Below are 22,955 nucleotides of genomic sequence, written 5' to 3' on the forward strand. Positions count from 1 at the left end.
AAATCCTGCCGTAGCGCCAGTCTGCTGACGCTACGGTTTAAAAAGGGTATTGTGCCGATACGGATTCAGCAATCGCGACACCGACATTCTTCAGACGGCACATTGCCGTGCTTTCATCATTGCGATGTAAAAACAAGCACGGTTCGCCTTCCCATTCCAGAACGGCGCATTCAACCTGTATTTCCATCAACGATTGATTCAGTTGGCGCATGATTTCCCATGCGATATCGCCATCATGGCTCAATAATTTGAGACCAATCAGGTTATTGTCTTCTTCTCTGCCGCTCAGCGGAATCGGTTCAACATTGACACCCGCAAAACCCGATAACCAGCGATAACTTTGCGGCAAACGATGAACTACCGAAAGTTGGAAACTGTCCACTACTGTTTTCCTCAGGTAATAAATTCACAAAATGGCAACATATTTATCATAGTAGCGTGCTTGCACCATTTTTCGCCACTTTTCATGAACAAAAAAACAACAAACACACCTTCTCATGTCGTATTAGTGGCTAACTGGTTCGATTGCAAGCGCTATTAATGCCATATCGATCACGAATATTTCTTCTTTTCCGGCTATATGTAACCTTTTCCATTTAATATCTCAACCCTTTTTAACCCATGCGTTCACTTTTGAGTCAAATGTTTTACATTAGCAAAACAAAAAACCATGGATGAATATCGTCATCAGAGGAAAAAGGAACAGACAGAAACCCACCCAGATGCAGGGGACTTTCCTGCATCTACGCATCGCCTACATCTGATAAGGAGGGGAAATCAGGACGCTACCGGGCGGTTCGCGTACAGAAACAGCAGAAAAGCGCCTATCGAACAGAGCGCCATCGATAGCACCATCGGCCAGGCGCTATTAAATGAAGCCAGCGACAGAATAACGCCCACAATCGCACCAAGACCGAAACGTAGCGTGCCAGCCAGCGACGAGGCGGTCCCTGCCATGTGAGGGAAATCATCAAGAATAACGGCCATCGCATTCGATGCGACCATCGCAATACAACCAACAAACAGCGCTACGCCGAACACCAGCGGTAAGAATCCGAGATCGAACAGGCAAACAATCACCAGCCATATTCCCATCACAAACTGGATCACTAAGCCCGCGCGGAACATCGCCATCGCGCCCAGCCGTCGCACATTGCGGCTGTTAAACAGCGTCACCACAAACAGAAAGACGATATTCAGGGCAAAGTAATAGCCAAAATTCTGGGGAGAAACGCCATACAGATTGATATACACAAACGGTCCAGCGCTCAGGAAAGAAAACATGCCGCAAAACGACAACCCGCTCGCCACCATATAGCTGAACACCCGCTTATGCCGGAACAGGATGGCAAAATTCCCGATGGTGGTGCGCAAATGAAATTTCTGTCGCTTCGCTGCGGGTAACGTTTCTTTGATAAAAAAGAAAATCAGCGCTGACGCCAGAAACGCCGCGCCGGAGATCGTCCAGAAAATGGAATGCCAGCTAAACCACAGCAGCAGCCAGCCCCCTGCAATCGGCGCAATGAGTGGTGCCACGGTCATAACCAGCACAACAAACGACATCATGCGAGAAAAATCATCCCGCGAGAACATATCGCGCATCAATGCGTTAATCACCACCGCAGCCGCAGCGGCGGAAACTCCGTGCAGGAAGCGCATATAAATCAGTTGCTCTACCGTTTGTGCCAATGCACACGCCACACCTGCAAACGCAAAAACCAGCGTACCGCCGAGGATCACAGGCTTGCGCCCCAGACTGTCTGCCATTGGTCCGTAGAACATCTGACCGATCGCAAAGCCCAGCACATAGGTACTGAGCGTCATTTGGACGTGTCCGTCCCCCACACCAAACTCGTTAGCGATAGTCGGCAACGCAGGTAAATACATATCGATGGCTAACGGCATTAGCATCGAAATCAGGCCAAGGATAAAGATCAGCCCGAGGTGAGAAGAGCGACGTAATTGCACTAATAACTCCAGATTAGAAAGAAGGTCGTTCTGAGCAAAATCATTTTACGCTGGCAATCTCATCAGCGTTTAATTCACGGAATTCCCCCGGTTCCAGTTCACTATCCAGAGAGATGTCACCGATACGCTCGCGGTGTAACGCCACAACCCGATTTCCCACCGCAGCAAACATCCTTTTCACCTGATGGTAGCGACCTTCGCTAATCGTCAGGCGAACGACATGATCCGTTACCTTTTCAAGCGAAGCAGGTTTGGTAAGATGCTTCTCGTTATGCAGTTGCACGCCCGCCGTAAATTGTGCGGCAGTATCCTCAGCCAGCGGCTGTTCCAGCGTCACCAGATAGGTCTTTTCACACTGATGCTTAGGCGAGGTAATACGGTGCGACCATTGACCATCGTCAGTGAGCAACACCAGTCCGGTAGTATCGATATCCAGTCGCCCCGCCGCATGCAGTTTGTGCGCCACCGGAACATCCATGAAATACAGTATAGTGGGATGATCGGGATCGTCCGTTGAACAGACGTAGCCCTGAGGCTTATTCAGCATGAAGTAGCGCGGGCCATTCTGCTGTTCCAGTGGGTTGCCATCGAATTCAACGTTATGCTCGGGAGATAACTTGAATGCGCCGCTTTTTACCACTTCACCATCGACGGTAACACGCTGTGCGTGGAGCTCACGCGCCACCAACGAACGGCTGATTCCCAGATGCTGGGATAAAAATTTGTCCAATCGCATTAAAACTCACTACCTGTCTCAAATATTGCTGGCCCCAAATCGTGAGACCCTAAATGATGAGATCGTAGTATAACGGGGCTTTGTTCGCGCGTCCCGCAATTCACCGCCCATAAGTTGCTCTTTTAGCCAGCCTTCAGGCTGCACACCCTCGCACTGGGTATTATCAACAGGCATAATAAGGGCAATTTCTTACATTTTAAGGGCAACCCATGTCATCCATTCATGGTCATGAAGTTTTGCAAATGATGCTCTCGTCCGGTGAGTCGTTCACCACCGCACAGTTGATCAGCACGATAGAAGCTCGCTTCGGCAGCGCAGCGCGTTTTCATACCTGTTCAGCCGACAATATGACCGCGGCAATGCTGGTGCAATTTCTGGCTGAACGCGGAAAATTTATCCCACAAGATGCAGGCTTTACCACCAGCGCCAGTAAAATCTGTCAGCACTAGCCATGTCATTCACGCTGCGGCCTTATCAACGTGAGGCGGTTTCCGCCACGCTCGACTATTTTCGCCGCCATACCCAACCGGCCGTCATCGTTTTGCCGACCGGTGCGGGGAAAAGCCTGGTCATCGCCGAACTGGCGCGGCTTGCTCGTGGTCGGGTACTGGTGCTCGCACACGTTAAGGAACTGGTGGCGCAAAACCATGCTAAATACTGCGCCTTGGATTTAGAAGCGGATATTTTCGCGGCGGGACTGCAACAGCGAGAGAGTCAGGGGAAAGTGGTCTTTGGCAGCGTGCAGTCTGTGGCTCGTAATCTCGATCGGTTCGATAATGCATTCTCTTTGCTAATCATTGATGAATGCCACCGCATCAGCGACGACGAGAACAGCCAATATCAACAAATCATCCAGCATCTGCAAAAAAGTAATCCTCAACTGCGGTTGCTCGGCTTAACCGCCACGCCCTATCGGCTGGGTAAAGGCTGGATATACCAGTATCACTATCACGGCATGATTCGTGGCGATGAGCGCTGTCTGTTCCGCGATTGCATCTATGAATTGCCGCTGCGCTATATGATTAAACATGGCTTTCTGGTGCCGCCTGACCGACTGGATATGCCCGTCGTGCAATATGATTTCAGCAGGCTCATCGCACGCAGTAATGGGCTATTCAGCGAAACCGATCTGAATCTCGAACTTAAACGCCAGCAGCGTATTACGCCGCACATCATCAGTCAGATCATCGATTATGCGCAAACACGGCGTGGCGTGATGATTTTTGCCTCAACCGTCGAGCATGCCAAAGAAATTACGGCGTTGTTGCCCGCAGGTCAGGCTGCGCTGGTCAGTGCCGATACGCCCGCAGCCGAGCGCGATGCGCTGATTGACGCGTTTAAACAGCAGACGCTGCGGTATCTGGTTAACGTGGCGGTGCTCACAACAGGCTTTGATGCTCCGCATGTTGATCTGATCGCCATCCTCCGCCCCACGGAATCCGTAAGCCTGTATCAGCAAATCGTCGGGCGCGGTTTACGCCTCTACCCGGGAAAAACGGACTGCCTGATACTGGATTACGCAGGCAATCCGCACGATCTCTATACGCCGGAAGTCGGTAGCAGCAAGCCACATGCGGGCAGTCAGCCCGTGCAGGTTTTCTGCCCTGAGTGTGGATTTGCCAACCTGTTCTGGGGGAAAACGACTGAGCAAGGCGATATCCTCGAACATTATGGTCGCCGCTGTCAGGGCTGGGAAATAACGGAAAACAACCAACGCCAGCAATGTGATTTTCGGTTTCGGTTTAAAGTCTGCCCGCACTGCGGCGCAGAAAACGATATTGCCGCACGGCGCTGCCACCAGTGTGATGAGGTGTTGGTCGATCCCGATGACATGCTGAAAGCCGCGCTGAAACTGAAAGATGCGCTGGTTTTACGCTGTAGCGGCATGAGCTTCGAACAGGGTTTGGATGCAAAAGGCGAATGGCTAAAAATCCTCTACCACGATGAGGACGGTGCTGAAGTGAGCGAACGTTTTCGCCTGCATTCCACCGCGCAACGGCACGTTTTCCTGCAACAGTTTTTACGCGTCCATCAGCGTGCACCGGGAACGCCGTTTAACTGGCAGCACGCCGCCGACGTCATCGCCCAGCAGGCGTTATTGCGCCCCCCCGATTTCGTCGTCGCACGCAAACACGGGAAATTCTGGCAAATACGCGAAAAGCTCTTTGATTATCAGGGGCGCTTCCGGCGCGCCAACGAGCTGCGCGGCTAAGTAATTTGTGGATTCATTTGCCCATGTCGCCATATTCCGCTAGAATTCAGCCCGCTTTTGTTTACAAAAGCTGAATAACCCAACCTGCTGCTGGGTCGCCTGTAGCAGGGTTACTTTATATAAGTAGAGAAAAAAATGATTACTATCAAAGCAGAAGCACGTCAAGGTCAGGGTAAGGGTGCGAGCCGCCGCCTGCGTTCCGCTGGTAAATTCCCAGCCATCGTTTACGGTGGTTCAGAAGCACCAGTCTCTATCGAACTGGATCACGATTCAGTGAAAAACCAGGAAGCGAAAGAAGGCTTCTACGGTACTGCACTGATTCTGTCTATCGATGGCAAAGAAGTACAAGTTAAAGTTCAGGCTGTACAACGTCACGTTTACAAGCCAAAACTGACTCACATCGACTTCGTTCGCGTTTAGTTTACGCTGAAGTTGTTTTCCGGGACGCCGGAAAGAGAAGAACGCCGCTTATGCGGCGTTTTTTTTGCTTTCACGCAGGCCGGGTTCAGCCGCTGCCCTTTCCCTGACGACAAAAAAGGGCAACGTCGTTTTCTGGAGCGATGTTTACTGCTTACCGCTGCTCGTCCGACGCTGTAACTGATCGCGCAGGTTCGGTGGTGTGCCTTTAATCGTCAGCGTATCCGTCGCCGGATCCCAGAAAATACGTTCGCCGAGCAAGAGGGCATCAAAATTCAGGCTGATGCCACCGCCACTGCCCGCAAATTTGGTCAACTGGCGCAGTGTCCCGCGATCGGCGGGGAAGCTCTCTTCCAGTTCATAACCCTGCTCCGTGGAAAACTGCTGAAAGGTTTTCTCACCCAGCGGTGGCAGTTCCTGCGACAGCGACGCCAGTTCGATCTCCTCACCAGACTGCAACTGTTCATTACAGTAGCTATACACCTGCTGGCGATAATTCTGACGCTCGTTTTTATCCAACTGCGCGTCATCACAATACTCATCGACCGCTTTCAGCAAGCCCCGATTTTGTGCTTTGGTATCCAGCCCTTCCGAGGCAGCCAGAAAATCCATGAAAAAGTCAGACACTTTGCGCCCGACGCGCCCTTTCAGGAACGTCAGGTAGCGTGTAGATTCGGGATTGGTTTCCCATTCCGTCAGATCAATACGAGCAACAATATCGGCATGGTTGATGTCCAGATAGTGCGTGGTGCTGATATCCAACTGTTCATTAACCCGCATGCTATTGCAGCTATTGAGTACCGATATCAGCAAATATTCGACCGCCAGATAGCGATACTGGCAGAACAACACGATACCGCCTTCGGCAAACGGATACTTCGCCAACTCATCACGCAGACGCCCGGTCGCAGCGCGTGAGAAGCTCAGAAAGTCCTCGTCCCCTTTGCGACAAGCCCGCAGCGCATCCGCCAGCTCGCTTTGCTCATTAAACAGCCCATAGGCCTTACTTTTGGCACTGTAGACGCGATGCAGTTCAGCCATCATCTCTTCGACTGCCGCATTGGTCGACAGCAGAGAATCACGCAACACCATTTCCAGCGTTTGTTCGTCACGTTTAATTAGCTGATGCAGGGCAATCTGGGCGATATCCAGACTCATGATAAACTCTCCTTTTGGCAAGGCGCGTATTCAAACACTGATACGAACGCCCCGCAATACATAAAAGCGCGCCGAGCTTCTACACTATTGAGTGATCAAAGTACGTTAATGATAAAAGTGCGGAAAAGCATACGTCTATACGGTAAGATAAGCGACTTTACCAGCTTGAGATACACCATTTTATGCCACAATCATCCCGTTATAGTGACGAACACGTTGAACAACTGCTTTCTGAGATGGTCAATGTTCTGGAAAAGCACCACGCTCCGACCGATCTTGCTTTGATGGTGCTCGGTAACATGGTGACGAACCTGATTAACACCAGCATCGCGCCTGCGCAACGTCAGATTCTGGCGCGTTCTTTCGCTGAAGCCTTACAGGCTTCAATTAAAAAAGCCGATAAAGCTCACTAAATTTTGACCAACGTATGGTAACCAACCGTCAGTGCTACCGCGAAAAAGTCTCCCAGATGATCAGTTGGGGACACTGGTTCGCCCTATTCAATATTTTGCTCACTCTGGGGCTGGGTAGCCGCTATCTGTTTGTTGCCGATTGGCCCCCTTCCCTGTTCGGTCGCATTTACGCACTGGTTAGTTGGCTGGGCCATTTTAGTTTTATCGTCTTTGCCGCTTATCTGCTGGTCATCTTTCCGCTTACGTTCATCGTGATGTCGCAACGCCTGCTACGGTTCCTGTCTGCGGCGCTGGCAACAGCCGGGCTGACGATACTGTTGGTTGACGTTGAAGTTTTTACGCGCTTCCACCTTCACCTTAACAGCACCGTTTGGGAACTTGTCGTCAACCCGGGACAGGGTGAAATTGCCCGTGACTGGCAGTGGATGTTTATCGGCATCCCATTGATTTTTATGGCTGAAATGCTGTTCGGTACGTGGTGCTGGCAAAAATTACGCAGTCTGAACCGCCGCCACCTTGGTAAACCGCTGGCAGGCGTTTTCATCTCAGCGTTCTTCGCCTCTCACCTGATGTACATCTGGGCGGATGCGAATTTCTATCGCCCGATTACCATGCAACGTGCCAATCTGCCGCTGTCCTATCCAATGACGGCTCGTCGGTTTCTGGAAAAACATGGCCTGCTGGATGCGCAGGAATATCAACGTCGGCTGACGCAACAGGGTAATCCTGACGCCATGACGGTAGAGTATCCGCTCAATAACATCACCTTCCGCGATAACGGCAGCGGCTATAACCTGATGATGGTAATGATCGACGATACGCCGCCCGACGCCATACAAAACCGTATGCCGAACCTGTCACGCTTCGCCTCAGAAAACGTGCGCTTCAGCGATCATTACGATTCCGGCTCTCAGCCAGACGCGGCCTTGTTTAACCTGTTTTATGGCCTCTCGACAACCTATATGGATGGCATCCTGAGCGCACGTAAACCTTCTGCCCTGATCGCCGCGTTAACCCAGCAGGGCTATCAGTTTGGGCTATTTTCAGCGAACGGCTTCAATAGCCCGCTCTATCGCCAAGCGCTGCTTTCTGATTTCTCCCTGCCTGAGCCGCAGCAACAAAGCGGTGATGCTATCCTCACCCAATGGCAGGAATGGCTAAACCGCGACAATAACCCAGCGCCCTGGTTCTCTTACATTGAACTGAATAACACACCGCAAAATGCAGCGGGTAAAGAGGTTAACTCAAGCAACCGTGTCAATATTCAGGACGTTGACCGCCAGATTGGCCAAATCATTCGCACCTTGCAGGAAAAGAACCTTCTGGATAATACAGTCGTCATCGTGACAACCGCACAAAACCAGAATGCCAATACCAGCAATCCGGTACGTTTCGCCCGTACCCAGTGGCAAACACCGCTTATTGTCCACTGGCCGAATACGCCAGCTCAGACTATTACGAAAATGACGGATAACAAAGACGTCATGACCACACTGATGCAGCGCCTGCTCCACGTTAAGAACAGTACGGATGATTATTCACAGGGCGAAGACCTGTTCTCTGCTCAACGACGTTACCCATGGTTGATTAATGGTAATGGCGGCACGCTGCTCATCACGACGCCAGAACAACTCATTGTGTTGGAAAGCAACGGAAACTACCGCGCTTACGACATGGAAGGAAATCGACTGAATGATGAAAAACCACAGCTTGCCCTGCTCTTACAGGTATTAACGAACGAAAGGCGCTTTATTGCCAACTAACTGCCTAAATCTAAAGCAGTCGTTCTATCTGGCTATTGCAATAAGATCAGGAAAAGGTAGTATAAACGCCCATAGCATCGGCACGTAGCGCAGCCTGGTAGCGCACCGTCATGGGGTGTCGGGGGTCGGAGGTTCAAATCCTCTCGTGCCGACCAAATACATATTCGGTAAGTATCGTTTACTACCGGAAACCCCACAGAAACCCGCATTCTCACTGAGTTTGCGGGTTTTTTGTTGCCTGTTATCTATCGGCATACCCCGTTTACAGCCGGAAAGTTTGGGACTACATTTGGGACTAAATCAACGTAGTCCCATAAAACCGTAGTCCCAAAGGTAACGATCATAGCAATTCAGGCAAAGCCCCTCACAAACACGGAAGTCAAAGCCGCTAAAGCAGTAGACAAAGAATTGTCGCTACATGATGGTGGCGGGCTGCTATTGTTCGCCAAAGTTTCCGCCGACTGGTACGAAGTGAAAAAGTCTCAACCGCTGGCCGAGAACACCATTAAAGATATCTGGCGCTCGCTAGAAAAATACGTGTTCCCGTTCATTGGAACCTTACCGCTCACCCAGCTTACCGCTCGTCACTTCATCACCGCATTAGAACCGATACAGGCCAGCGGCAAACTGGAAACCGTCAAACGGGTAAGCCAGCGAATCAACGAGGTGATGGATTATGCGGTTAACTCTGGGCTGATTCCCGCCAGACGTGATCGAAGCCGCCCTAGCCCATGTAGACACCAACGAAGTGCGCCGCGCCTATAACCGCTCCACCTATCTGGAACAGCGCAAAATATTGATGTGCTGGTGGGGTGAATTTGTGGAAAGTGCCGCTACTGGCAAGACGTTAGCATCTGAAGGAGTACGCGGTTTACGGGTGGTTGGGGAGCAGTGGATAAAATCACAGTAAAAATCACACCCAAGTTGAAAAAATGACGTTATTATGTGCGTTCCGGTGATAACCCATAGAAACCCTCTCCTATGGTAAAATTCAATAATCCATAACAATAGGGGGTAGATGATTGCCAATCATTAAGGTGACATCCTTTTTAGGTTTTCAGTTCTAGGCTGCCTAACATACTACGGTTAGGCCACTCCAGCGGCTAATCCATACCTGCACAGAGAACAACATCCCAAATACCATTGAGTAGCCACTTGCCTCTCTATTCTCACCTTACTACAATGTATACAAAACACACAATGTAGTGAGATGGCAGCATGGGTGTCATATCCGTTCGATTAAATGATGAAAAAACGGCGCAGCTTGATGCCTTGGCTAAAGCTACGGGACGTACCCGCTCTTTTCTGGCTGGACAAGCTATTGAAGACTATCTTGCGCGGGAAGCCTGGCAGATAGCGGAGATCGAGCAAGCCATTAAAGAAGCCGATGCGGGCGATTTTGTCTCATCAGATGAGATGAACAATCTGTTTAAAAAATTAGGTACGGCAAGACATGGAAATTAAATGGCTGCGTAAAGCCGCGGCCAATTTGGAAGCCGAGTACCTCTATATAGCGCAAGATGATCAACAAGCTGCCAGCAAGTTTTTTGTAGATGAAGTCCAAAGGTTAACGGAAAGACTACCGCAACAGCCAGCAATGGGAAGACCTGGCCGTGTTCCGGGAACGCGTGAACTGGTATTAACGCACTATCCCTACATCATCCCCTACCGCGTGAAAGATAATATGCTCCAGATTCTGCGAGTCTTTCATACGCACAGGCGTTTACCCGTGAAATGGTGAACAACTGCCTTTCTGAATTTTAACGAACGTACAAGGGGAGTTCCCCCCCTGATATCAATCTACAACAAACAGTTTAGCGCCCGTCTCGGTATAGGAGCGATGAGCTTCCGCGTTATCCGCAACCTGATAGCTCATTCCCGGCTTAAGAACAAAAACACGACCATCGTCTAACTCTGTATGCAGCTCGCCTTCGAGACATAGCAGGATATGCCCTTTTGAGCACCAGTGATCGGCCAAATAGCCGGGGGTATACTCCACCATGCGAACCCGGATATTATCAAAACGCTGTGTTCGCCAATAGGCGATCCCTGTATCACCTCGATGCTCGGTAGGCTCGATTTGTGACCAATCGGTCGTACCAAACGGAATGTTCTTCATGTCCATGTTACTGCCCTTAAGTTTATTTACGCGGTAACCCAGTAATACACTACTCAGAATAAGTGCACCAGTGGCGCTTTGAATCTGCTGCATAAGTCGATCGGTGGTTTACAATTTACTTCCGGTTGGCGGATATCAATGAGTCCCGCCCTTCATTTAGTTAAGGCTAGTCGAGCAAGTTTCGACTTAACTAATCTGTACATACAACACTTTTCCATGCAGGGAACGCAATCCAGACTGGACATCGATCGGGCGGCTGATACTCTGTAAATAGGAACGCTATTTTAAAAAACAGCTATGCTGTCGCGAGCGCACAACATGGATATCACGATACTGTGCAAAAAATAATGTTATTTGTGAGCCACTTTATGGCTCTGTTGACTGTACCGACAGGGAAACTTGAGATATCTCCAAGACCGTTTCATGAAAAAATTAAAAGATACAGACTGGTATAAAAAGCGTTATTCCAACCGCGTTCTCTTCTGGAGAGAAATCTCACCGCTCGCCTTCCCGATCTTTATTGAAGGCCTCTGCGTCGTGCTGATGGGCGTTTTCAGCACTTTTTTGGTCAGTTGGTTGGGGAAAGAAGCGATGGCAGCCGTTGGGCTGGCCGATAGCTTCAATATGGTTATTATCGCCTTCTTTACCGCCGTCGCGTTGGGGACAGCCGTTGTTGTCGCTTTCAGTTTAGGACAGCGCAATAGGAAGCAGGCACGTTCTGCCGCTCGCCAATCCATGTCCTTACTGGTTCTGTCATCATTTCTGCTCGTTGCGTTGGTTGAATTCGCAGGGTCTGCAATTATCGATCTGATCGCAGGACAAGCCGATGAGCAAGTGAAGTCACTTGCCCTCACCTTTCTTCGTTGGACAGTGTGGGGATATCCTGCGGTCGCGGTCGCGCTAGTGGGCTGCGGTGCACTGCGTGGCGCAGGGAATACGAAATTACCTATGGTCATCAACATTGGGATGAATATCCTTAATATTGGGATCAGTAGCCTGCTGATTTACGGCGCCTTCGCCTGGGAGGGCCTCGGCTTTATTGGTGCAGGTATCGGGATTACCATTTCACGCTATATTGGTGCGATATTCGTGATTTTGACGTTGATGCACGGCTTTAACGGTGCATTGCGTATTCCCTTCAAGTCTTACTTTGCACCATTTACCCTGACCATACTTTATGAAGTGCTCAGCATTGGTATCCCCGCCAGTATTGAGTCCGTCATGTTTAATATCGGCAAGCTGATCACTCAACGCTTTGTGGCTGGCATGGGAACCGAGGTGATTGCCGGAAACTTTATTGCTTTCTCTATCTCGACGCTAATCAATCTTCCCGGTAATTCACTCGGCGCGGCTGCCACAATTATCGTTGGCACACGACTGGGGAAAGGCCAGATTATGCAGTCAACCCGGCAGTTGAAGTACATCTTCTGGCTGTCCAATATTGGCCTGTGCGTACTTGCTGCGCTGTCGGTCCCCAGCGCCAGCTTTTTGGCATCGTTCTATACCAATGAGCCGGAAGTGATCGACGTGGCAAAACATCTCCTGTGGCTCAACGCGCTATTTATGCCGATCTGGGCGGCGGCCTGGGTGCTACCCGCCGGATTAAAAGGTGCGAAAGACGCCAGTTACACCATGTGGGTGGCGATGGCTGGGATGTGGGGATGTCGGGTTATCGCCGGCTACATCCTCGGCGTGATGCTCGGCTTTGGTGTAATCGGTGTGTGGATGGGCATGTTCTTTGACTGGATTGTACGCGGGTTCTTCTATTACCGCCGGCTGATGAGTGAGCGCTGGCTATGGCGCTATCGCTCCCCCATGGACCAATGAGAGCGAGAGGAAACCCGCTCGCTCACCAAACAGGCCAGTTAGCGACCCGGACGGTTCACCGGAACAAAACGGGTCGCCATCATAATCAAGACGACCACACCTGCGGTCATCATCATCCAGGCCTGCTCCAGACCCGCCGTGTGCTGCCGTATCAACCCAGCGAGTAACGGCATCAAACTCGCAAGAATGTAGCCACCACCTTGCACAAAACCCATCAATGAACCCGTTTTATGTGATTCCGTCACCTGATCCAACGCCACAATCAGTGACAGAGGGAACAGCGCGCCAATCCCAATCCCCAGCATGATAATGATGGGATACGTGAACGTCAGCGGCGCGCCAATCAGCCCAACCATCCCCACCAGCATCACGAACAGGATAGGAAGCAGTAATTTACGCCGATCGGGAAAGCGGTTGATGAATGTTGACACCAGCAGGCCAGAAATCACTTCCGTCAGCGTTAATCCCCCCAGCATCAAGCCACTTTGCGTCGCATCTACTCCGAGTTGCATGTAATACGGTGGTAGCCATGCCAGCACCAGGGTATACGCGCCAGTCCCAATACCGAAAAACACCATCAACAGCCAGTCCATTGTGCTTCGGCGCATTGCTACAACGGCCACCGTATCCGGCTTCACGGTATAGGCTTTAGGAATGCATTGCCAGGCCACCGCAGCAACAAGTGCCACAATTCCCCAACATGCCAACGCACCTTGCCACCCCCACGCATTTGCCAGCGGAGAAACTGATGACGCGGCAAACGCCGCACCGGTCATAATCGCCGTGGTATAAAAACCCATCAGGAGACTACTATGGCGACCAAAATGGAGCTTGATAAACGACGGCACCAGTGCCTGAATCAAGGCAATCCCGATACCAGCAAGCGCGGCACTCACCAGCAGAGCCATGCCACTATTCAACCACCAGCGGGCACCACACGCTAAGGCAATCATCACAATACCCAACGTGATCCCACGATATTCGCCAAAGCGCACCTGCAACTGACCGCCATATAGCGCACACCACCCCATGGCGAATACAGGAAGCGTGGTTAACATTCCTGCCATGCTGTCATCCAGACCCGTAGCGGCCTGAATCTGATTCAGCAACGGCCCAATACCCGCCAGAACAGGGCGTAAATTCAATCCCAATAAAATAATGATGAAGAACAAAAAAGCCCGCGTGCGTGCCGTTGATGTCACTACCATTTATAACCTCAATAGCTTAAGCCAGTAACGGCCACCTGATTAGCATTATCTCCACATCAAGAATCTTAACATCAAGATATTGTAATCGACCAGTACAACATACATTTGAGCAATGGCGGCAAGCACAACCTGGATCTCGTTCGATTGGAAAATTACGGGATAAATAACTAGCAAAACTCGTCGCTGATTTAGGCAAGCAACCATAAAAAAAATCCGCTCTAAAAAGAGCGGATTTTTCGACACAGCCAATACCGAGGGTAAAAACCCTATAGTGTTAGATTAGAAGCGGTAACCTACACCAACTGCCCAAGTACCGATATCAACATTGCGGATACGGCTTTGTTCGTAACCTACATCCAGAGCAACATCCTGAATTGGGTTAAACTGAACACCAGCACCGTAGGTGAAGCCGTAATCGTCGTTGCTAGCATTATCCTGACCATTGATGTTATTGCTGGTTACTTTACCATGGCTGAAACCAACAACACCGTACAGGCTTGCCCAATCATTCAGACGGTAAGCAGGACCCGCAGTAAAGCCCATGTATTGGCCTTTGTTGTAGAAATTGTCAGCGCTGCCCGTTTTTTCCAGGTAGGTGAATGAGCTAATAACGCCCAGTGGGTTATTATCTTGCTCGTAACGATATTTCAGGTTAAAGCCTTTAACTTTATTCTGTACGCCCTGAGCATCACCTTGAGCATAGCCTGCACTTACAGTACTTTGACCAGCAAATGCAGAACCTGCGCCAACAGCTAATACACAAGCCAGAGCGGAAAGACACGCGATTTTTTTCATATTTACAGCCTCAAATTCATTTTATGAAAGACTAACTAACGGAGTAAATATAACAAAGAAGTTCGAAACTTGCCGCGCTATAAATATTTATCAATTAGACTTTAGATGTAACAAATATTGTCAAAGAAGACCTATCATTATAATTATATTGGTTTTTTTATTGTGACAGCTCGATTAAAAATAAATTCATCGCTGGGTGGCAAAGCAGACAATTCTTAATTTACCGCTTATTTTTTATGCTACAGGTATTGAGCAAAAATAAACCAATTAAATGATCCGTAAATAAAGGTCAATAAAAGTCAATTCATACCAGACAAATTGTTTACAATTGGATATAATAACGATGGAATATCATACCTGCTTTAAGGCCAAAAAAATGACCTTATTCTCCCCCCGCTCGTCATCATTCGTCCCCGTATTGCTCATTATTGTCTCGATGCTCTCTATCCAAAGTGGAGCCGCGCTGGCCAAACATCTATTCCCACTCATTGGAGCCACTGGCGTAACGACATTGCGTCTGGGAATTGGGACGATCATTCTGTGTATCATCTTCAAGCCGTGGCGTATGCGCTTTAGCAGTAACCGTCTACCGCTGTTGGTGTATGGCATTACGTTGGGCGGGATGAACTTTTTGTTCTATCTGTCACTACAGACCGTGCCACTCGGCATTGCTGTCGCGCTGGAATTCACCGGCCCGCTTGCGGTTGCGATGCTCGCCTCGCGCAGGTTTATTGATTTTCTGTGGGTTTTTCTGGCCGTTACCGGACTATGGTTCTTATTACCGCTGGGCCACACTATCGGTAATGTTGACTTAATGGGCGCAGCTTACGCTGTGGGTGCCGGTGCCTGCTGGGCGTTCTATATTCTGTTTGGACAAAAAGCAGGCGCAAATCATGGTCCGGGAACCGTCGCCATCGGCTCCTGTATTGCCGCGCTGATCTTTTGTCCTATCGGTGCATACTTCGCGGAGAGCACGCTTTTTTCGCTCTCAATACTCCCGATCGGTATTGCCATCGCGATTTTGTCCACCGCGCTTCCCTACTCTCTGGAGATGATGGCACTCACGCGCCTTCCTGCCAGAACGTTCAGTACCCTGATGAGCATGGAGCCTGCTATTGCCGCTTTATCCGGCATTATCTTCCTTGGCGAACACCTGTTATTCATACAGTGGATAGCGCTTATCTTTATTATTATCGCGTCAATAGGTGCAACATTAACCATAAAGCCAGCCGCCGCCACAGCAGTAGTTCAAGAAGGATGAATATTTATTTCCTCAGGAAAGTGTTGCAGAAAAATTTCACATTCCCGAGGAGAACGCAAAATAATAAAGCGAATATGACGATAGCGAGGATCCGCTACATCTGCCAAATATCGTTTTCGGTTTCTTGAATAGGTCTTTATCGTCCAGAGGATAATCGAATCCCGGCTCAAGAAACTGCGGAGGAAAGATTCTTTGTTACCGCTATCACTCCAGAGTTCTTCTTTGCGCCATGCCCGAAGATAGGCGCGCCGAACAGCCTGATACAACGTGCGGGTAAAACCGTAATCGACCCAAATCACGACATCAACATTGCGCCATTTGATCTCACGGGTTCGATTATAGTTACCATCCAGCACCCAACTTTCAGGCACCATCGCTTTTTCAAGCTGTTGAAAAAAATCGGCATCCTCACGCCCCTGCCAATCCTTCAGCCAAAACAACGCATCCATTTCAATATACGGAACAGACAGCTTTTTAGATAGACGGCGAGCGAGCATCGATTTGCCACTCCCACTGGTGCCAATAATATTCACTCTCATTCTGCACAACTCCCCTTACTGCCGCACGCGATATACTTGAAGAGAAAATAATGCGTTCATTCTGTTGAACGAAAAAAGAGGAGAATAATACGTATTATCAGCCACGCTTATGATGATATTTATCAATATATGAGATTTTGTTTCAGAGATGATTTAAACATTGATTTCACTGATATCAGATAAATCTTGGCCACAAATAACCATAATACCGTTATGTTATAGCTATTCATTTAATAGGTGATTCTTTTCAATATTGATTTTTATCACTGCTATAATTAATCACATTGAACAGTCAGGTTATACGCTAAATAATTCGAGTTTCATGAAGGCGGCGAGAGAGAATCCCGATGAGCTTATTCAAGTCAGTGATTCGGGTGACTGAAGGTAGTCAACGCACATGCAGCTTGAAGTATAACGTGTATATAAATAATTAAAGAGAGGATAACTATTATGTCTACCGCCAAACTCGTGAAATCAGCACCATCCGACCTGCTTTACACTCGCAATGATTTGGATGATAGCGTAAAGTCCTCGACGGTTGCGCTGTTAAACCAACTCGTTATCGATTTCATTGACCTGTCGTTGATTACTAAACAGGCGCACTGGAACATGCGCGGCGCAAACTTTATTGCTGTTCATGAAATGCTGGATGGCTTTCGCACCTCGATTACCAACCACCAAGACACCATCGCCGAACGCGTGGTGCAGATAGGCGGCGTAGCACTGGGTACAGTGCAAATTGTGGGCAAACAAACGTCGCTGAAAAGCTATCCAACCAATATTCATCGCGTTCAGGATCATCTGAAAGCACTGGCAGAACGCTATGCGATTGTCGCGAACAACGTACGTAAAGCCATTGGTAAAACAGAAGATGAGGCTTCAGCAGACATCCTAACCGCCGCATCGCGCGACCTGGATCAGTTCTTGTGGTTCATTGAAGCAAACATCGAGTAATGTCATCACACGTTCAAGGCTGCTCCGGCAGCCTTTTTACTTTACGATCAGCCTCGCGCCTCAATTTCCTCATTCAACCTGCACAAACCACGCATTTTATCCGTTAAGATGCTCAAAAAATTAGCTTTTGCCTGCATTAATTGGCCATAACGCCAATCAACGGTTGTTTCCCTCGTATAAATCAGTTAATCATAGCAGCGCCTTGCCTGAGCGAATCGGAGGTGAAAATTTCACCGCTGGCACGGCAATAAATAAAAGCAACAGGTTAAGTACAACGCATGGTCACTGACTCAGGCTTCACTTTCATACCATGTACTATGCTTAAAACGCCTGTAAAACAAAAAGCTCCCACAACTGCTAATAGGAAGGGTTTGATGAAATCACTGCTTAAGGCCTCTTTGGCTGCACTGACGCTGATGATGAGCGTATCTAGCTATGCGGCTGAGAAAGAACTGATTGTCGCTACAGACACCGCATTCGTCCCTTTTGAGTTCAAACAAGGTGACAAGTACGTCGGTTTTGACATCGACCTCTGGGATGCTATCGCTAAACAGCTCAACCTGAAGTACACCCTGAAGCCAATGGACTTCGGCGGCATTATTCCTGCGCTGCAAACGCGTAACATCGATCTGGCGCTCGCCGGCATTACCATTACCGAAGAGCGTAAAAAAGCAATCGATTTCTCTGATGGCTACTACAATAGCGGCCTGCTAGTGATGGTCAAAGCAGACAACAACGACATCAAAGGCGAGCAGGATTTAGCCGGTAAAGTGCTTGCGGTGAAGAGCGGCACTGGTTCTGTTGATTACGCGAAAGCCAATATTAAAACCAAAGATCTGCGCCAGTTCCCCAACATCGACAACGCCTATATGGAACTGGGTACTAACCGTGCTGACGCCGTGCTGCACGACACCCCCAATATCCTCTACTTCATCAAGACCGCAGGCAATGGCCAGTTCAAAGCGGTAGGTGATTCCATTAAAGCCCAGCAATACGGTATCGCGTTCCCGAAAGGCAGCAACGAGTTGCGTGAAAAAGTGAATGGCGCTCTGAAAACACTGCGTGAAAATGGCACTTATGCTGAGATCTACAAGAAGTGGTTTGGTGTAGAACCTAAGTAATTGCCGATTTAATCTGGAGATATTCCATGCAGTTTGACTGGAGTGCCATTTGGCCTTCTCTGCCCCTCCTGATGGAAGGGGCAAAAATGACGTTGTTGATTTCTGTTCTGGGTCTGCTTGGCGGCCTGGTGATTGGCGTGGTCGCGGGTTTTGCCCGTGCTTACGGCGGCTGGTTTTCCAGCCGCATTTCGCTCGTTTTTATTGAAATTATTCGCGGCACCCCGATCGTTGTACAGGTGATGTTTATTTACTTCGCCCTGCCGATGATCTTCACATCCGTGCGGATTGATCCTTTTGCCGCCGCCGTTGTGACCATCATGATTAACTCTGGTGCTTACATCGCGGAAATTACCCGTGGCTCGGTATTGTCGATTCATAACGGTTTCCGTGAAGCGGGCCTCGCGCTTGGGCTGTCTCGTCGCGCGACGTTACGCCATGTGATCGCCCCACTCGCCCTGCGCCGCATGCTGCCACCGCTGGGTAACCAGTGGATTATCAGCATCAAAGATACCTCACTGTTTATTGTCATTGGCGTAGCTGAACTGACTCGCTCAGGACAGGAAATCATCGCGGGCAACTTCCGTGCGCTGGAAATCTGGACTGCGGTTGCCATTATTTATCTGTGCATCACGCTGATCCTCAGCTTTATTCTGCGTCGTCTGGAAAGAAGACTTAAGATTATATGATTGAATTTAAAAACGTATCTAAACACTTTGGCAAGACACAGGTCTTACACAATATCGATCTCACCATCGGCCAGGGTGAAGTGGTGGTCATTATCGGGCCTTCGGGATCGGGTAAATCCACGCTGCTGCGCTGCATTAATAAGCTGGAAGAAATTACCAGCGGCGAGTTGATTGTCGACGGCCTCAAAGTGAACGATCCGCGCGTTGACGAACGTTTAATCCGTCAGGAAGCGGGGATGGTATTCCAGCAGTTTTATCTGTTCCCGCATCTTACCGCGCTGGAAAACGTCGCGTTCGGCCCTATTCGGGTACGCGGCGCGAACAAAGCGGATGCCGAGAAACTGGCGCTGGAATTGCTGGCGAAAGTGGGTTTGTCAGAACGCGCCCATCACTATCCTTCCGAGCTTTCCGGTGGCCAACAGCAGCGTGTCGCTATCGCCCGTGCGCTTGCGGTTAAACCAAAGCTGATGCTGTTTGATGAGCCAACATCGGCACTCGACCCAGAGCTACGTCATGAGGTACTGACCGTGATGAAAGACCTGGCCGAGGAGGGCATGACGATGGTGATCGTCACCCACGAAGTGGGCTTTGCCCATAAAGTCGCTTCACGCCTGATCTTTATTGATAAAGGCCGCATCGCAGAAGATGGCGACCCAGAAACGCTGATTACGAATCCGCCCAGCGACCGCCTGCGCGAATTCCTGCAACACGTCTCTTGATCAATATGGGGGCTTTCGCCCCCTTTATCGTTGGTTACGCCTGCGAACGTGGATATTCCCGCTCAATAAACGCGGCAAAATCCTGACACATCTTCTCATCGCCTTGTTCATTATCCGCTAGTACGCGACGACCATCGACCACCCGAATACGGGCAGACAGATCGAAATCCGCAGACGGTTGAGGACGACAAGCAGCCTGCGCCATCGTGTTTTCTGCCCGTTGCCAGGCTTCTTCAACGGTCAGATTACAGGCCTGCGCCAGATAAGCGGGGTTAAAACCCTCACCGGTCAGGCTACGTAGCGTATCATCATGACTTATGCTATTACCCGGCTGCCAATAGTGTCGTGCCAGATCGGGACCGATGGACGGATTATCCGTCAGATAACCGTCACGTTGCAGGAAGTAGCCCCGCGTCTGCTCCACCGCCATCAATGCCAACAGGTATCCCTGATAAGAGCACGCCGACTCCATCGACAGCAGGTGTGGGATCGCCAACGTCGGGCGCGGGCTACCGCTGATGCCCAAAATCCGCTGCTCGGTGTCACGAGCCAATTTTGTCATCGCTTCCGGCGTACGCGCGTCGTCGCCCCACGAATAAAGTTGCCACTCAAAATACGGCACCAGCAAGATGTGCCGTTCGTTAAACGCCCGCATCGGCTGCTGCGTGCTGATATCCGCACGGATCAATTCATCAGGAATCGTCTCGCCCTGCGCATTCTTTGCATAGCGTTTTAACCAGTCGGCGTCACCCAACAAGCTGTCGCAGAACATGGACTGCGTTTCCGCATACGCCATTGAGGTTGGCGGAAACTCCTGTGAAAAACAGGGGGCGTTCTGCCGGATATTAGCGAAATGCGCGGCGTGTCCACCTTCATGAAACAGCGTATTGATACCGCTGGAACCGCTGCCAATTTGATCCGGCTTTGCCAGACTAGTGAAATTAATCCGTGCTGGCAGCCATTTTCCTTCCTGCACAAACGGCGGCACCGGGCCGTGCATAAAACCGTTCTCGTACTTACCTTTGCGCACCAACAAATCGAGCTGCATTTCTGCACCGTTAAACCCAATGTGCAGGCGTTTAAAGCTGTTAATCCACCGTTCCAGCGATGCCGAGAAAGGGAAATAGGGATCGAGCTGACGTGTCACATCGCCCGCGCTGGCATAGCGAATATTCCACGGTTGCAGCGCCTCCTCGCCCTTCTCATCCGCCAGATTTTTTAGGCTGCGGGCATTCGCTTCACGGGTCTGTTCTTCGAAAGGATCCAGGATGGCAAAGAGCTGCTCCGGCGTCATCCGTTCCGTCTTGTTGACCTTATAGTCAAAATAATTCCGGTAGCCCATCTGACGAGCAAAGCGGTTACGCAGTGAAATCAACTCAGGGAAACCGTTCTGCAACAGCCACTGCTCGAGATCGCGCAGCGCCTGCTGGGAACTTTGACGATAGGCCTCGGTGTCATTGGTCGTCTGATTGGTCAGCAGTTCCCCAAGCGAAGCGGAAACGCGTTCCCCGTTAGCGTCCAGATGCGTCATTTCATAGGTTTTACGCTTGGCATATAACGTACTTTCGGCCGCAATAATCTCATCCATCAACACCTGAGCTTGCGGATCTTCAATCACGTTACAATCGAAAAACCGATACCAGCCTTGCAAACCCTGTAATAGAGCCTGCTGTTGCTCATTAGGCTGGCTGCTTTCCAGTGTTGCAATATGGGATCTCAACTCAGCCAGACGCTGTGGTTGCGCAATAAAGCGCTTATACGCACTCTCTGCGGCGGAGAAACGTTCAGACACGTCATCGTTTCCCGTTCCCATATACCGTTGCCAAAACAGTTCTTCTTTCGCCTGATGAACCGCAAGATAGTCACGATTCAATGCATTAAAATAGTTCGCTACCTGTTGCATGCTCTTCCTTCTCTCTTCCAATGACTGCCATCTGGCTGTGTGAAGCGACGCGATAAACCGTCTCCGCCCAATCAACCAAGACGTTTCTTAATCGTTGCGACAGCCTGTTCCATTGTCGCCGCTTCACCAGTGGCCACCAGACAACATGCTAATTGCAAACGAATCGCCTGTGGTATGGCAATTTCTCCCGCCAAACACTGTACCGTCCAGCGTGCAGTGGTTACGGCATCCTTCGCAATAGGCAAGGCGTCAGGTGCGATGCTGATATCCTGCCGAAGTTGCAGCACTTTGGTATTTTGCTGGTGAATATAATGGATTTCCGGGCAGCGCTGTGGGTTGGCATAAACTTCCCCTTCCGTGCCGTGCATCAGAAGTGCACGCCCGCTGATATCGTTAAAAAATGTCCCCACGCGGGAAACATACTCAGGGTGGGAAACGCTGGCGACACGCAGCGCGTCGCTTTCACCAAACGGCGTCGCCACTTTGGCTAACGTATGGCTACTGTTACGCACCCCCATACGCCAGCGTAACTGTAACTGGCGATCGATAGCCGGGCACAGCACAGAGACAGGAATAAATACCGGGCTACCGTTATCAAGCTCCTTCTGAGCCTGTTCGGCGTTTTCTGCGATCGTCACGCCGAGATTACGCATAATCTCCGCGCTAGTGACACGCGTCGGGTCTTCACTGACACCATGCACCACGACAGGAAAGCCCAGCTTTGCCAGCAGCAGCGCCAAAAGTGGCGTCAGGTTCGCCTGCTTTCGCGCCCCGTTGTAGCTAGGCACCACAATCGGCATGGGAAAACCCGCAGGCGGGTTCAGGCGTAACACCTGCTCGTCCATCGCCTGATAAAACCCCAACATCTCAGACTCGGATTCGCCTTTAATGCGAAACGCAATCAACAACCCACCAAGTTCCAGATCCGGCACGTCCCCACGTAGCATCGCGCTATACAACTCATAAGCCGTTGCCTGATCGATATCACGGGCGTGATTTTTCCCACGCCCGACTTCTTTGATAATTTTGGTGTAATTCATGTTGGCCTCTCATTTGCGGCGACACAGTAAAGAACTTATCAATGAAAATAACATGTTTGGCGGGGTTCTGGTAAATCATAACCACCCGCATAGCGGGTGGTTGTATGTTCAAGACG

At 50.0% G+C, this 22,955-nt stretch carries 23 protein-coding genes, 1 tRNA gene and 1 pseudogene; 15 read left to right on the plus strand and 10 right to left on the minus strand.

The genetic code is table 11. The annotated features are described in order from the left end of the window. Positions 1 to 37: 37 nt before the first annotated feature. The 3 genes from OI69_RS12660 to rsuA form a co-directional block, all read right to left on the minus strand. Positions 38 to 382, minus strand: a complete 345-nt coding sequence (locus OI69_RS12660; RefSeq protein WP_039350960.1) for a YejG family protein — start codon at positions 380 to 382, stop codon at positions 38 to 40. Between the two features lie 395 nt (positions 383 to 777). Beyond that, positions 778 to 1,968, minus strand: a complete 1,191-nt coding sequence (locus OI69_RS12665) for a Bcr/CflA family multidrug efflux MFS transporter (RefSeq protein WP_039350962.1) — start codon at positions 1,966 to 1,968, stop codon at positions 778 to 780. Between the two features lie 40 nt (positions 1,969 to 2,008). Next, complete coding sequence (rsuA, locus tag OI69_RS12670) at positions 2,009 to 2,704, minus strand: 16S rRNA pseudouridine(516) synthase RsuA (RefSeq protein WP_039350964.1); 696 nt, start codon at positions 2,702 to 2,704, stop codon at positions 2,009 to 2,011. A 209-nt stretch (positions 2,705 to 2,913) separates the two neighbouring features. On the opposite strand from rsuA, the gene OI69_RS12675 reads away from it, so the two are divergent. The 3 genes from OI69_RS12675 to rplY all read left to right on the plus strand — a co-directional run bounded on the left by OI69_RS12675 (position 2,914) and on the right by rplY (position 5,336). Next, positions 2,914 to 3,153 (plus strand): YecH family metal-binding protein, encoded by a 240-nt coding sequence (locus OI69_RS12675; protein ID WP_039350966.1) that lies wholly within the window; start codon positions 2,914 to 2,916, stop codon positions 3,151 to 3,153. Between the two features lie 2 nt (positions 3,154 to 3,155). Next, the gene (locus tag OI69_RS12680; protein WP_039350969.1) at positions 3,156 to 4,916 is read left to right on the plus strand and encodes a DEAD/DEAH box helicase; all 1,761 of its coding nucleotides are present in this window, start codon (positions 3,156 to 3,158) and stop codon (positions 4,914 to 4,916) included. Between the two features lie 135 nt (positions 4,917 to 5,051). After that, a complete protein-coding gene (rplY, locus tag OI69_RS12685) occupies positions 5,052 to 5,336 on the plus strand; it encodes a 50S ribosomal protein L25 (RefSeq protein WP_039350972.1) in 285 nt (94 codons plus the stop codon). A gap of 144 nt (positions 5,337 to 5,480) precedes the next feature. Here rplY and yejK read toward each other — a convergent pair whose 3' ends face one another. After that, positions 5,481 to 6,491, minus strand: a complete 1,011-nt coding sequence (gene yejK / locus OI69_RS12690) for a nucleoid-associated protein YejK (RefSeq protein ID WP_039350975.1) — start codon at positions 6,489 to 6,491, stop codon at positions 5,481 to 5,483. Positions 6,492 to 6,673: 182 nt separating this feature from the next. On the opposite strand from yejK, the gene OI69_RS12695 reads away from it, so the two are divergent. The 6 genes and pseudogenes from OI69_RS12695 to OI69_RS12720 all read left to right on the plus strand — a co-directional run bounded on the left by OI69_RS12695 (position 6,674) and on the right by OI69_RS12720 (position 10,408). After that, positions 6,674 to 6,904 (plus strand): YejL family protein, encoded by a 231-nt coding sequence (locus OI69_RS12695; protein ID WP_011094285.1) that lies wholly within the window; start codon positions 6,674 to 6,676, stop codon positions 6,902 to 6,904. A gap of 14 nt (positions 6,905 to 6,918) precedes the next feature. After that, positions 6,919 to 8,667: an LPS biosynthesis-modulating metalloenzyme YejM gene (yejM, locus tag OI69_RS12700; protein WP_039350978.1), complete on the plus strand. Its 1,749-nt coding sequence runs from the start codon at positions 6,919 to 6,921 to the stop codon at positions 8,665 to 8,667. A gap of 78 nt (positions 8,668 to 8,745) precedes the next feature. Continuing rightward, positions 8,746 to 8,822, plus strand: a tRNA-Pro gene (locus tag OI69_RS12705). A gap of 187 nt (positions 8,823 to 9,009) precedes the next feature. Beyond that, positions 9,010 to 9,577: pseudogene (locus OI69_RS19695) on the plus strand (phage integrase central domain-containing protein). A 308-nt stretch (positions 9,578 to 9,885) separates the two neighbouring features. Continuing rightward, on the plus strand, positions 9,886 to 10,131 hold the full coding sequence (gene relB / locus OI69_RS12715; protein WP_039350981.1) for a type II toxin-antitoxin system RelB family antitoxin: 246 nt from the start codon (positions 9,886 to 9,888) through the stop codon (positions 10,129 to 10,131). Next, the gene (locus OI69_RS12720) at positions 10,121 to 10,408 is read left to right on the plus strand and encodes a type II toxin-antitoxin system RelE/ParE family toxin (RefSeq protein WP_039350984.1); all 288 of its coding nucleotides are present in this window, start codon (positions 10,121 to 10,123) and stop codon (positions 10,406 to 10,408) included. The genes relB and OI69_RS12720 overlap by 11 nt, the downstream gene beginning before the upstream one ends. 54 nt (positions 10,409 to 10,462) lie before the next feature. Here OI69_RS12720 and OI69_RS12725 read toward each other — a convergent pair whose 3' ends face one another. After that, the gene (locus OI69_RS12725) at positions 10,463 to 10,792 is read right to left on the minus strand and encodes a DHCW motif cupin fold protein (protein ID WP_039351228.1); all 330 of its coding nucleotides are present in this window, start codon (positions 10,790 to 10,792) and stop codon (positions 10,463 to 10,465) included. Positions 10,793 to 11,209: 417 nt separating this feature from the next. On the opposite strand from OI69_RS12725, the gene OI69_RS12730 reads away from it, so the two are divergent. Next, positions 11,210 to 12,613: an EmmdR/YeeO family multidrug/toxin efflux MATE transporter gene (locus OI69_RS12730; protein ID WP_039350987.1), complete on the plus strand. Its 1,404-nt coding sequence runs from the start codon at positions 11,210 to 11,212 to the stop codon at positions 12,611 to 12,613. Between the two features lie 38 nt (positions 12,614 to 12,651). Here the strand turns inward: OI69_RS12730 and OI69_RS12735 are convergent, their stop codons facing one another. Together OI69_RS12735 and ompX are read right to left on the minus strand one after the other, a co-directional pair. Beyond that, on the minus strand, positions 12,652 to 13,821 hold the full coding sequence (locus OI69_RS12735) for an MFS transporter (RefSeq protein ID WP_039350989.1): 1,170 nt from the start codon (positions 13,819 to 13,821) through the stop codon (positions 12,652 to 12,654). 279 nt (positions 13,822 to 14,100) lie between these two features. Beyond that, positions 14,101 to 14,616: an outer membrane protein OmpX gene (gene ompX, locus OI69_RS12740; RefSeq protein WP_039350992.1), complete on the minus strand. Its 516-nt coding sequence runs from the start codon at positions 14,614 to 14,616 to the stop codon at positions 14,101 to 14,103. A 376-nt stretch (positions 14,617 to 14,992) separates the two neighbouring features. Between ompX and rhtA the strand changes: the two genes are divergently transcribed. After that, entirely contained in the window at positions 14,993 to 15,877 is an 885-nt protein-coding gene (gene rhtA, locus OI69_RS12745; RefSeq protein ID WP_039351230.1) for a threonine/homoserine exporter RhtA, read from the plus strand. On the opposite strand, the gene OI69_RS12750 is transcribed toward rhtA, so the two are convergent. After that, positions 15,865 to 16,416: an AAA family ATPase gene (locus OI69_RS12750; RefSeq protein WP_039350995.1), complete on the minus strand. Its 552-nt coding sequence runs from the start codon at positions 16,414 to 16,416 to the stop codon at positions 15,865 to 15,867. The genes rhtA and OI69_RS12750 overlap by 13 nt on opposite strands. A 450-nt stretch (positions 16,417 to 16,866) precedes the next feature. Between OI69_RS12750 and dps the strand changes: the two genes are divergently transcribed. From dps to glnQ, 4 genes are all read left to right on the plus strand, one after another. Then, positions 16,867 to 17,370: a DNA starvation/stationary phase protection protein Dps gene (gene dps, locus OI69_RS12755; protein WP_039350998.1), complete on the plus strand. Its 504-nt coding sequence runs from the start codon at positions 16,867 to 16,869 to the stop codon at positions 17,368 to 17,370. Positions 17,371 to 17,744: 374 nt separating this feature from the next. Next, positions 17,745 to 18,491, plus strand: coding sequence for a glutamine ABC transporter substrate-binding protein GlnH (gene glnH, locus OI69_RS12760; protein WP_010294862.1), 747 nt, complete (start codon positions 17,745 to 17,747; stop codon positions 18,489 to 18,491). Positions 18,492 to 18,517: 26 nt separating this feature from the next. Next, positions 18,518 to 19,177: a glutamine ABC transporter permease GlnP gene (glnP, locus tag OI69_RS12765; RefSeq protein ID WP_015839847.1), complete on the plus strand. Its 660-nt coding sequence runs from the start codon at positions 18,518 to 18,520 to the stop codon at positions 19,175 to 19,177. Then, the gene (gene glnQ / locus OI69_RS12770; RefSeq protein ID WP_039351001.1) at positions 19,174 to 19,896 is read left to right on the plus strand and encodes a glutamine ABC transporter ATP-binding protein GlnQ; all 723 of its coding nucleotides are present in this window, start codon (positions 19,174 to 19,176) and stop codon (positions 19,894 to 19,896) included. Before glnP ends, glnQ begins: the two co-directional genes overlap by 4 nt. Before the next feature lie 34 nt (positions 19,897 to 19,930). Here the strand turns inward: glnQ and OI69_RS12775 are convergent, their stop codons facing one another. After that, complete coding sequence (locus tag OI69_RS12775) at positions 19,931 to 21,799, minus strand: M3 family metallopeptidase (protein ID WP_039351004.1); 1,869 nt, start codon at positions 21,797 to 21,799, stop codon at positions 19,931 to 19,933. A gap of 71 nt (positions 21,800 to 21,870) precedes the next feature. Further along, positions 21,871 to 22,839, minus strand: a complete 969-nt coding sequence (gene ybiB, locus OI69_RS12780; protein ID WP_039351007.1) for a DNA-binding protein YbiB — start codon at positions 22,837 to 22,839, stop codon at positions 21,871 to 21,873. Positions 22,840 to 22,955 lie beyond the last annotated feature (116 nt).

It is taken from the genome of Pectobacterium fontis (assembly GCF_000803215.1).
Taxonomy (GTDB): Bacteria; Pseudomonadota; Gammaproteobacteria; order Enterobacterales; family Enterobacteriaceae; genus Pectobacterium; species Pectobacterium fontis.